At 50.7% G+C, this 10,850-nt stretch carries 12 protein-coding genes; 2 read left to right on the top strand and 10 right to left on the bottom strand.

Annotated features, from left to right (window positions below; translation table 11 throughout):
- The coding region (locus tag Q0438_RS06145) for a PepSY domain-containing protein (protein ID WP_299188626.1) at positions 1 to 256 on the top strand (256 nt) is incomplete at its 5' end.
- 107 nt (positions 257 to 363) lie between these two features.
- Here Q0438_RS06145 and Q0438_RS06150 read toward each other — a convergent pair.
- The 8 genes from Q0438_RS06150 to Q0438_RS06185 all read right to left on the bottom strand — a co-directional run bounded on the left by Q0438_RS06150 (position 364) and on the right by Q0438_RS06185 (position 8,804).
- Positions 364 to 855: a threonine/serine exporter family protein gene (locus Q0438_RS06150; RefSeq protein ID WP_299188670.1), complete on the bottom strand. Its 492-nt coding sequence runs from the start codon at positions 853 to 855 to the stop codon at positions 364 to 366.
- Position 856: 1 nt separating this feature from the next.
- Entirely contained in the window at positions 857 to 1,660 is an 804-nt protein-coding gene (locus tag Q0438_RS06155) for a threonine/serine exporter family protein (protein ID WP_299188676.1), read from the bottom strand.
- 340 nt (positions 1,661 to 2,000) lie between these two features.
- Positions 2,001 to 3,383, bottom strand: coding sequence for a peptidoglycan DD-metalloendopeptidase family protein (locus Q0438_RS06160; RefSeq protein ID WP_299188628.1), 1,383 nt, complete (start codon positions 3,381 to 3,383; stop codon positions 2,001 to 2,003).
- The gene (locus tag Q0438_RS06165) at positions 3,380 to 4,195 is read right to left on the bottom strand and encodes a hypothetical protein (protein ID WP_299188631.1); all 816 of its coding nucleotides are present in this window, start codon (positions 4,193 to 4,195) and stop codon (positions 3,380 to 3,382) included. Before Q0438_RS06165 ends, Q0438_RS06160 begins: the two co-directional genes overlap by 4 nt.
- On the bottom strand, positions 4,182 to 4,871 hold the full coding sequence (locus Q0438_RS06170; RefSeq protein WP_299188634.1) for a cell division ATP-binding protein FtsE: 690 nt from the start codon (positions 4,869 to 4,871) through the stop codon (positions 4,182 to 4,184). The genes Q0438_RS06165 and Q0438_RS06170 overlap by 14 nt, the downstream gene beginning before the upstream one ends.
- The gene (trmB, locus tag Q0438_RS06175) at positions 4,859 to 6,898 is read right to left on the bottom strand and encodes a tRNA (guanosine(46)-N7)-methyltransferase TrmB (protein ID WP_299188654.1); all 2,040 of its coding nucleotides are present in this window, start codon (positions 6,896 to 6,898) and stop codon (positions 4,859 to 4,861) included. Before trmB ends, Q0438_RS06170 begins: the two co-directional genes overlap by 13 nt.
- Positions 6,899 to 6,901: 3 nt before the next feature.
- Entirely contained in the window at positions 6,902 to 7,567 is a 666-nt protein-coding gene (locus Q0438_RS06180; protein ID WP_299188657.1) for a fibronectin type III domain-containing protein, read from the bottom strand.
- Positions 7,497 to 8,804, bottom strand: a complete 1,308-nt coding sequence (locus Q0438_RS06185; protein WP_299188659.1) for an RluA family pseudouridine synthase — start codon at positions 8,802 to 8,804, stop codon at positions 7,497 to 7,499. Before Q0438_RS06185 ends, Q0438_RS06180 begins: the two co-directional genes overlap by 71 nt.
- 53 nt (positions 8,805 to 8,857) lie before the next feature.
- On the opposite strand from Q0438_RS06185, the gene Q0438_RS06190 reads away from it, so the two are divergent.
- Positions 8,858 to 9,964: an FtsW/RodA/SpoVE family cell cycle protein gene (locus Q0438_RS06190; protein ID WP_298957131.1), complete on the top strand. Its 1,107-nt coding sequence runs from the start codon at positions 8,858 to 8,860 to the stop codon at positions 9,962 to 9,964.
- A gap of 105 nt (positions 9,965 to 10,069) precedes the next feature.
- Here Q0438_RS06190 and Q0438_RS06195 read toward each other — a convergent pair whose 3' ends face one another.
- Complete coding sequence (locus tag Q0438_RS06195) at positions 10,070 to 10,396, bottom strand: hypothetical protein (protein WP_299188661.1); 327 nt, start codon at positions 10,394 to 10,396, stop codon at positions 10,070 to 10,072.
- Positions 10,393 to 10,850: hypothetical protein (locus Q0438_RS06200; protein WP_299188666.1), on the bottom strand; the 458-nt coding region annotated here is incomplete at its 5' end. The genes Q0438_RS06195 and Q0438_RS06200, both read right to left, overlap by 4 nt.

The following is a 10,850-nucleotide window of genomic DNA, read 5'->3' on the forward strand; positions in this document are numbered from 1 at the left end:
CGATGCGCCCGCTACAGCCCGTCCAAAAGGCGCGAGCGTGAAGCTAAATGAGGGCAAAATCGCGCAGCAGAAGCAAACGGAGGGTATCACCGTGGGCGAGTTTAAAGACGCGAACTATCAGCTACATACGGGCTATTTTTTTGGGCTCGCGGGTAAAATTTTATGGTCGCTCGTTTCGCTTTGTATGGCGCTTTTTATCTTTAGTGGCTTTTATATGACGGTAAAAAGGGCGTTTAAGTCAGAAAAGCTCAGCTAAATTTTACCTTTGCGGAAAGGGCGGTAAATTATAAAATTTACCTCGGTAGCGAAGATGATAAAATTTAAATTTACCCGCCGCGACTGCTTAAAATTTCTTGCTTAGCGCTATTTGCTCCTTGCGCCGCGAGTGATCATCAAGGACTGTTCGTAGAAAATTAGCAGCGTTATTGAAACGCCCGTGCCGAGCGCCAGCGAGATCGAGATCGTGGCGAGGGCGTTGTCGAAAAACGAGATGAGGTGGGCGAGTTTCTGCTGCGCGCCCGCGGCTTTGATATAAGAAAACAGCGCCAAAACCGTCTTGTAAGCGTAGATGCCCGGGATCATCGGAAGCAGCGCGGGAAAGGCGATGATCTCTGCGGGCACCTTGAGGCGCTTGGCACAGAGCATTCCCAAAACGCCGATCAGAAACGACGCAAAAAGCGTCGCGGCGGCGATCGAAAAAATTTGGCTCTGTATCAGCAAAAACCTACACGAATGCGCAACCGCCGCAAGCAGTGCCGAGAAAATAAGCGTCTTTTTTGGCGGCATGCACGCATACGCAAACCCCAGCCCCGCCGCAGCGGCAAAGCAGGCGTCCTTAAATACCGAAAGCGCTATATCAAACATTTACGAGCCCCAAATTTGAGATGCTAAGCGTCAGAAAGAGCCCGATCGCGATGCAGATGATCAAAAGCCCCGTATTTAGCCCTCTGCTGATGCCTACGAGCATATTTTCGTTTAGGATGTCAAAGACGGAGTTTATCAGCCAGACGCCGGGGATCAAAAATAGTATGCTCGATCCCACGGCGACGTCGGGCGTGGCGCTAAGCCCGTAGCGAGCGCCTAGCGAGACGATGAAGGAGACTGCGAACGAAACCGCGATGTATTGGATTTTTAGGTTGATTTTGAGCTTGCTAAGCAGATGGCGGGCGCAAACTCCAAAAGCCGTAGCCGCAAAAACTAATGCCATCGCGCCGCCATCGCCGCCGAAAAGCTCGCAGAATGCGGCGTTTGCGACGCTGAGCAGAACGAGGGTTTTGGCAAAGCTTTTCTTTTGCGAGGCTAAAATTTCTGCAAATGCAGCCTTAGCGCGCGCAAGGGGGATTTTCTCGTCGTAAATTTCCCAGCTAAGCGCGCTTAGCTCCGAGATCAGATCGAAGCTGATCTGCGCCGCAGCGCCCGTTTTAACGTAGGTGCGGCGGATGGAGTTGTCCGCAGGATCCATCACGCTAATGATGAAGTGACGCACGAATATCATCAGGCTCGCCTCGTAGCCGTAAGCGCCCGCGATCCTGCACACGCAGCGCTCGATTCGCGCGGTGTAGGTGCCGATGCTAAGCATCTTGGCGGCGTATTCGCTAAGAAAATTGGTAAGCTCTTGGATCTGCGGTCTCGCCGCTTCTGCTTCTTTTGCTGTTGCCATTTCCGCCGTTGCGTTAGTGTTTCGTGTTGTTTTCGCGTCCGCCGCCGTTTTTGATACCGCTTCGGCATCCGTTGTGGCGGTAAAATTTTGATTGTTTAAATTTGGCATCGTTTTAGAATTTGAGTTATCTAAATTTAGCGCCGAGGCCGAATTTTGCTCGTTTAAATTTAACGCCTCCACAGAGCTTTCATCGCCCAAATTTGAAGCGGCGCAATTTTGCCCTTTTAAAGAATTCTGCTCGTCTAAATTTAAATCGCAGTCCGAATTCTGTCCGCTTAAATTTAAACTTTCGGCGTCCTCGCAAGATCCGCTAAATTTAGAATTTCCACCGCCCATGGCTTCACCTCAGACTTATGAGATCGAGCGGGTTGATGTGGTAGTTTTGCTGCGTCACCTCAAAGGTCAGATCCGAGCCGATGCGCCCGATGATGTAGCCCTTTTTGACATTGGAGCCGACGCGCACGGTGGGCGGGATCTGATTTAGATGCGCGTAGATCGTGTGGATGCCGCCGCTGTGCTCTAGGATCACCACCTTATCGAGCACGGCGGTTTCTTTAGCAAAGACCACTTTGCCCGGCAGCACCGCCTTAACCTGCGTGTCGCCGCTGTTTGAGCCCAGCACGATATTTTCGTTGAAAAGCTTGATGTTATACACCGGATCGTTGTAGTTGCCGAATTTTCGCTTCAAATACGCGCCGTTCAGAGGCGCCGCGGTCTTAGCTCCGCTGTATTTTTTAACGCGCGAGGACTGATAGCTAGAGCCGTACTGCTTGACTTTTTGGTTGATCTTGCTTACGCGCTCATCCGCGGGCTCGCTCACTTCTGGCTCGGGCTCGCTAGGAGGCGCAGGCTCGGGCTTGCCTGCCTTTTTGGCAGCCGCCTTTGCTTTGGCGTACTCTTTTTCGCGTGCCTGGCGCTCCTTTTGCTTCTGCGCTTCAAGCTTTGCTTGGCGCGCCGCTTCCTCCTTCTGCGCTTTGGCTTTTTCCTCGGCGTCGTCGATGATCTTAAGCTCCTGCAGGGTCTTAGATATGGCGTCTTGCTCGTCGTTTATCTTCTCTAGGCGCGCGATGTAGTCCTCTTTGTCCTTTTTCATCTGCGCGAGCTTCTCTTTTTGGGTGGTTAGCTTGGCGTTAAGATCGGTTTTTTTCTTGTCGTAGCCCGCCATGCTCGCCTGGATCGATTTGATCTTTTTATTCTGTTCGTTGATAAAATTTTGATTATTTTCGTAGTCTTTGATTAGACCTTTCAGCTCGTCGTTCATAACGACGCCGAGCCCCTCTAAAATTTCGCTAGCCACGATAGAATCGGGCGTAGTGGTGGAATTTACGTCGGTGATTAAATCAAACGATAACTCTTGCGAGATCACGCTTATGATCTTGCTCTCCAGTTCGCTTTGCACGCTAAGAAGAGTGGCGTTTTGGCTATTTAGCTTCTCAAGCTCCTGCGCTTCGGCGGCGTATTGATCCTTTAGTCCTTCGATCGTTTCGCTTAGCTGCTTGATCTCGCCCTCGCGCTTTTTAAAGCCCTCCTGCTCCTTTACGATCTGGCCTGCGATCTCATCGATCTTTTGCGAGAGTTGCATCCCCTCCTTTTGCGAGCTTTTGAGCTCTTGACCCGCTTTGGCGATCTTATCTTTCGTGCTTTGTCCCTTTGCGGGCGCGGCATAAGTAAGAGCTGCGGCAAGCCCTAGCGCAAGAAGCGGCGCTAAAAAAGCTCTTTTCATGCTCGTTTATTTCCGATTTGCAGCATCACAAAGCTAACTGCGATGATAGATAGCGCCAAGGCGGCACTCAAAAGGATTAGCGCATCGTAAGGTAGCACTATGGCGGTGCGCAGATCGCCGATGCCCTTAAGCGTGGTCGAAAACACCTCCCAAGAGGGAAGCGCAATGTAGAAGCAGGTCACGATCAGCGTAGCGATGAAGGAGTCTATTATCGCCATTCGGTAGAGTTTGCCGCTTTTTATCAGAAACGACGCGCCGAAAAGCTCCATGATCTCGATGCGCTCTTTGTGTTCGTAAACCCAGATACGCATCTGGCGGTGAATTAACATCACGCCTAAAAGCACGATCAGAAACGCAAAGCCGTAAACGAGGCTTTTGATAAGCAGCAAAATTTTAAAAATTTCATCGTGGGTCTTTTTAAAAATTTCAACCCGCGTAAGCGAACCGATCGATTTTAGATCCTGCTCGATCTTGGCAAGCTGCGCGGCGTCGGGGAAGCTTTCAAGCTTGACGCTATAAAATTTAGGCAAATTTTTACTAAGCTCGGCAAAGGCGTTTTGTGAAATTTTACCCTTCAGTCGCTCGGTGATGCCCGCGGTCGAAATTTCGCCAATCGAGCTGATTTTAGGCACCGCTTTTTGCGCGTCTTGCAAGCTGAGCGAGGTTTTGGAGACTAGCACGATGTTGTATTCGTTTTGGATCGAGCGCTCGTAGCTTTTGGTTAGATTGCTCATAAAAATTCCAAACTGCACGGAAAAAAGCAGCGCGACGAGCGAAAAGATCACGCCGAAATGGGTTTTAATCGATTTCATTTACTTTAGCGTCCTTAATCTCAAAATGTCGGTGCCTAAAACGCAGCGTGGCGGGCATTTTGTGTGTCACGATGACGACGCAGGCGTTCCACGACTCGCACGCCGAGCGCAGCAAATTCCAAATAATGGCGCTGGAGTAGTCGTCCAAATTTCCCGTAGGCTCGTCGCACAGCAGCAGGCGCGGATTATGCGCCATCGCGCGCGCCAAAGCCACGCGCTGCTGCTCGCCGCCGCTAAGTTCGAGCGGATACTTGCCCATCTTATGCCCGAGCTCGACGTGGCGCAGTAGCTTTTTGGCTTGGTCTTGGCAGACCTGCTGATTGTAGCCCATTATCATTAACGGAAGCATTATATTGCGCTCGATCGTCCATTCGTTGATCAGGCGGTAGTTTTGAAAGATAATGCCGATGCGCTGGCGTAGGGTGCGCAGATCGGAGTTCGTGATGCCCTTTAGATCGCACAGGCAGACGTTCAGCTCGCCGCCGATGATGTTGATGCCGCCGTAGAAGGACTTAAGCAGCGTGGATTTACCGCTACCGCTCTTGCCCGTGATGATGACGAAGTCCTTCGCGCCGATGCCGAAACTCGCGTCTTGGATGACCGCGCCCGCCTTTTCGTAGCCTAGCGTGAGGCCCGCTGCGGTGATGATGTTGTAATCGTCCGTTATCTCTGCCATTGTGAAAATATCTCCGAAATTTTTTGATGTGCCGCGTGGTTTTCGCGCGTAGGAAGCGGGCGGCGGATGAAGTAGCGCGTGCCGCTTGCGTTTGCGCGGATAAAACACTGCTGCGGAAAGTCGAACGCCCCGAGCGAAAGCAGGATTAGCACGTCCTGCGGCTCGGCGGTGCACGGCTTACTTTGTCGTTTGAGCTGTGACTTTGCGCAGTCTAGCTCGCTTTGGTGTTCGGCTCGCGGTTCTGCACGGCCTTCTAGGTTGCTTTGCTGTTTATCTTGCTGCTTGGTGAAGCTCGGCTTGCTTTGCCTTTCGGCTTGCGATACCTTTTTACAAGGTACGGCGCTTATGTTTAATGCCGCGTTTGTTTCGTTTGCGCGGGTCGCTGCGAACGAGCCGCCTGAATTCGGCGCATTGCTCGCATCTATTACACTGATCGTTGCAGGTGTAGTTCTCGCACCTGTCGCATCGATAGCTGCAAGCGCACCTTCCGTGCCGCTAGCATTTAGCGCGCTGCTTGCGTCGATTGTTGCGATCAGGTCGTTTGCGTTTAGTGTATCGCTTGCGGCGGCTGCGCTGTTTATCTGCGCGCCTTGCTTTGTTACGATCTGCTCGCAGGCTAAAGTGCGCTTTTCGCCAGGGGCGGTGCGGCTAAATTTAGCGCTTACCGCGATGGGAACGTCGCCCGTTAAATTTACGTCGTTTGAGTCCAAGTAATTTTGATTTAAATTTACGCTCTCTTTTGCGCCCGTTTCATTCGCGCGGTTTGTATTTGGCGCGGCGCTCGCTTTTTTTAGAATTTGCGTAGCGTTCTCGCAAGCTAAAATTTTATCGCCCGCCGCCGTAGCTGAAATTTTGCCGCAGTCTGACGAAATTTCATCCACGCTTGCTTGCTCGGTCAAATTTTTGTCGCGCATCGCGTCTAAATTTGTAGTCTCGTCGTTTATCGCTTCGCCCGCGCTGCTTAAATTCACGCCGTCCGCCGTGCAAATCCCGTCCGCGTCCAAGCTTTTCTGCGCGTCAAAGTAAAAAATTTCCTCAAAATGCACGAAAAAATCCTCGCCTTTGAAGGTGAAATTTTTAAAATTCTGCGCTATCTTCGCCGCGTCAAATTTTAAAAATTCCATCTCAAACCGCTGCGGCTCGCCCAGACCCGCGGTTTTGTTTTCGTAGATCAGATCGTAGATGTCTTTGTCCATCTTGCGCCATCTATCCTCGTATTTGCTAGCTACCGCGACGTCGCGGTTTTTGAAGTGCGAAATTTCGCCTGCTTTGTGCTGAACGTAGGGCGAGAGCTTTTGCATAGCGTAAAGGAAGTACTCCTCGCTGTCGGTGCGAAGCTCGAAGCGGCCGCCGAGCCCGAGCGTGCGCGCGATCTGTGAGGCGAACTCGTCGCTTACGACGCGGCGGTGCGGCGCGTCGTCCCACGGCACTGGGAAGTGCAAAAACACGCGCTGCAGGCAGCCTGCGGGAAGCAGACTTAGCAAAACCCGCGCGTCGGTGGCAATCAGCGCAATGTTTTGCAGCCCCTCGCGGATCGCTAGCTTTGCAACCTGTTCGATCGCGGGCTTGTAAATTTCGATGCCGATTAGTAGTGCGTCCTTATTCGAGCGCGCTTGATGAAGCAGGTGTCTGCCCGAGCCGAAGCCGATCTCGATAAAAATTTTATTAAATTTAGAGCTTTTTACGAGGGATAAAATTTCATTCTCGTCCAAAATCAGCGGCGTTTTTTCGGTAAGCGAGCTATCTTTGTAAGCAAACGCCTGCGAGATGATCTGCGCGCAGAAGCGCTCTTTAAAAATTTCGAGCGCTCGCTGCAGATGACCAATCTTAGCGGGCTTGGTGATCTTTTCGCCCTTTACTATCACCTTGTCGCCGCTGGGCTTTACGATGATAAAAAACTCGCTATCAAAGCTATTAGTTCGCACGAGCGTTAAATTTCTGCCGCGCGCCGTCTCTAAAAACTCGGTCTCGCCGAGTTTAATCGGCAGCCGCGGCAGGCTCACGCTGCGGGTTATGAAATTCGGCAAGCTTTATTCCGCCTGTGCCGTAGCGATAACCGCGCTAGGCTTTGACAACTCTCCTTTGCCGGTTTTTACGACGATTCTGTATTCGTATCCTTCGCCGTAATCGACGTAATCGATATACTCGGCGCTAAGTCTGCCGCGAACCTCTTTGACGCTGCTCCACGACTCGCTTCCTTTCGGACGGCGCTCGATGACGTAGGAGCTTACGCGAAGATCCGGATGCGGACGCCAGATGATCTTTACGCGGCCCGGAAGCCCGTAGATCGCCTGCGCAAACGGCACGGACTCTAGCATCTTAGCAGTACTTGCGATAGCGACCGGAGAAGGAGCCGAAACGCCCTTGGCGCCGTATGTGCGCACGGTGTATTTATACGAAGTGCCCGGCTGCAGCCTCGTATCTACGTAGTGAGTGGAGTATGGATCTGCGATGGTGGCGATCTTTTTGGCTTCGCCGCCGCTTGCGGGTGCTCGGTAAACGACAAAGCCCAGCACGGCGGCATCTAAGTCGTATCTAGGCCACTCAAGCCCGATCTCATTGTCGCTCGCGATCGTCCTAATCCCCTCTACGCGCGGCAGGCTCTCGTCGCTTGCACTAGGCGCGCTAGACATAGCGCAGCCACCCGCTAGTATCGCTAAAGTAGCGCTCAACGTTAGTCGGTAAAATTTTTTCATAAATTTCATCCTTTACCTTTTGATTTGTCGTAAAATTTAGAAATTCGCTCGGCAAGTTCGCGCATATTTTCACCTCTTTGCCGCTTCGCGGATGGATGAAATAGAGCAAATAGGCATGGAGCAAAATCCTGCCAATTTTAGCGTTTTCGCTCTTAAATCCGTATAAATGATCGCCCAAAATGTGCCGATTTATCGAGCTTAAATGCACGCGGATCTGATGCGTGCGACCCGTGAAGAGCTTTGCCGCGACGAGATTAAAGCTCTTTAGGTTTATCGGCGGCAAAATTTGGTTTTGAGCGGGATTTTTAAAATTTAAAGCTTTATTCTCGGCGAGATGGGCGGCTTTGGTTTCATTTGCGTTCATATCGGCGGTTAAAATTTTATCCGTGCTATCTACGTTGCCTACGTTGCCAGTACGGCTGCTTGGAATTTTATCTGCGCTCCGCATGCAGTTATTTGAAATTTCGTCCGCGTTATCCGCGCGGCTATTTAAAATTTTATCCGCGCCTGCGCTCTTGCCCGCAGCCGTACTATTGCCCGCGCCTAAAATTTCATCGCGCTTCTCGGCGGAGTTTTGAAGTTCCGTTAGTTCCGCGCCGCTTATAATTTCATAAAACGCGCTCTTTGCGTTGCGTCCGCCGGGCACGATCCCCATTTTTAGACGGTTTGCGGGATTGCGAGCGATCGGACGCTCGATTACGCATGGCTGCTTCAGCGGCAGGTCGATGAGCGCGAGGTATATCCGCCCCATGCTCTTATCGCTTAGTTGCGCCGAGAGCGCAGCGTGCGCAGCGTTGTTTTTAGCGACGAGCAGGGCGCCGCTGGTGAGCTTATCGAGGCGGTGCACGATGCCCGCGCGAAGCTCGCCGCCGAGCGTGGAAAGCAGATAGCCGCGAGACTTGAGCCAGTCCACGAGCGTGGGCTCTTTGACGCTTGCGGCGGGGTGGACGGTAAGACCCGCGGGCTTATTTACCACGAGCAGATCCTCGTCCTCGTATAAAATTTCAATGTCGAAGTTTAGCCGCTCTGCGCTCGTTTGTTGCGGCGCGGGCGCGGGGTAGTCGATGTGCACGAGCTCGCCCGCGGATAGCTTGTAGCCGGGCCTACTCTGCACGGCTCCGTCCACTCTGACCGCTTCGGATTTGATTAAATTTGATATTTGATTGCGCGAAATTCCAAGCTGCGAGCTTAAAAAAACATCGAGCCTTTCGCTACATTGTGCTATTAGATTATCCAAATTTATACCTTTTTTGGCTATTCTTACGTCAAAATTTTAATTAGGATTAAGCGTTGTTTAAAATTGACAAAAAGATTTTAGCATATTTTGATTTCATTCAACCTTTTTTGATCGTGCCGATAGTGGTTTTTTCATACGTTTTAATAAGCGAGGCAAACGACGTGCTGTCCTCGAAGCAGGTGGTTTATTTCGGCGTCGGATTTGCCGTTTTTACGCTGTTTTTTCTCTTTCCGATACGCAAATTTTTATATCTGATCCCGATATTTTATTGGACCAACATCATATTGCTGCTCAGCGTCGATTTTTTCGGCGTTAGCAAGCTAGGAGCGAGACGCTGGCTGGAGATTCCTTTCGTGCATTTTACGCTGCAGCCCAGCGAGGTGATGAAGCCCGCGTTTATCCTGATGCTGATGTATCTGATACACAAAAATCCGCCGCCGAAAAACGGCTACGGGCTGAAGGATTTTTTGCGCCTTAGCTTTTACATACTTCTACCTTTCGTTTTGATCGCTAAAGAGCCTGATCTGGGCACCGCCGCGATACTTTTTTTGACGGGATTTGCGATCCTTTTCATCATCGGCGTGGATAAAAAAATTTGGCTTACGCTGATCATTGTTTTTGTGGCCAGCTCGCCGATTTTGTACGAAAACATGCACGATTATCAAAAAAAGCGCATCGCCGATTTCATCAGCGAGGAGCCCAATTACCAGGTCAAGCAGGCGATCATCGCTATCGGAAACGGCGGCATCTACGGCAAGGATAGAGACGAGGCGACGCAGACGCACTTTAAATTTCTGCCGATTGCGACGAGCGATTTTATTTTCGCTTATACGATCGAGCGCTTCGGCTTCGTGGGGGCTGCCGCGCTGATCGCACTGTATGCGCTGCTGATACTGCATCTGCTGAGCCTGAACTACAACTTCAAAAACGATTATCTGATACGGGTCTTTACGAGCGCGCTTGCCTCGCTCATCTTTATCTACGCGGGGGTCAATATCTCGATGGTGGTGGGCTTCGCGCCCGTCGTGGGCGTGCCGCTGCCGTTTTTCAGCTACGGTGGCAGCAGCTTCATCACCTTTATGATCCTTTTTGGAATTTTACAAAATTTGCTGACGTTTAGGATGAAGGATAACTACAAGACCTACAAGATCAGGATGTAAATTTGGTGTTCGCGGATAAATTTTGAAATTCTACAAAATCGCGCGAGGTTTATTTTGAGCTTCGGCGGCGAAATTTGAAGCCGGGGCGCTAAATTTTAAAGCTCGCTACAAAATAACGCCGACGCCGAGCGTAAATACCACCGCAAAAAGGGCGTATGTAAAGGCGAATTCCAAAGTTTGCGAATTAAAAAATCCGTAGTACAAAACGCTCGTGAAAAATCCGCCCACGAAGGCTACGGCAAAGATCCCGATCCGCGCTGCGACTGGCTTTGCGCCGCAAAATTTGTATAGGTAAAAAATCCCGCAGAAGCTGATCGCAAACCAGATCATCGCAGGCACCGGCCCGCTTAGGCCTATCATGCCGAAAAGATTGGCTAAATTTAAAAGCAGCAAAAATATCACCGCAAGCGCGATTAGCGCGGATTTGATCATCTATCGTGCCTTGCGTCGGGCGCGAAATTTTCGTTCGAATCTAGCTTGGAATTTTCGCTGTCCTGATTGAAATTTTGCTCGGAATTTTCATCCGCGCCGCTATTTGAAATTTTAAAATTTCCGTTGGAATTTTCACCGCGATCGTCATTGGAATTTAAAATTTCATCCTCGCTTTGAGAATTTGAAATTTCATCGCCGCTTTTAAAGCTTAAAATTTCATCCGCCGCAGCGTCTTTGCTTTGCGGTTCCTGCGCCTTTTTTGCGTCATCAGAATCCGCGTCTTTTAAATTTGCGCCCTCGTCTAAATTTTCAGAGCCTTCGTCCACAGAATTTTTATAAGCTTTGTTTGAAAATCTTTTGTGCCTGATCTGTAGATAAAATACGAAGGCGACGAACGCTACCGCCGTGATCGCGATGTAGTAGCGGTTTTCAAAGAGCAGCACGCCCTCTACCA

It is taken from the genome of uncultured Campylobacter sp. (assembly GCF_938030785.1).
Taxonomy (GTDB): Bacteria; Campylobacterota; Campylobacteria; order Campylobacterales; family Campylobacteraceae; genus Campylobacter_B.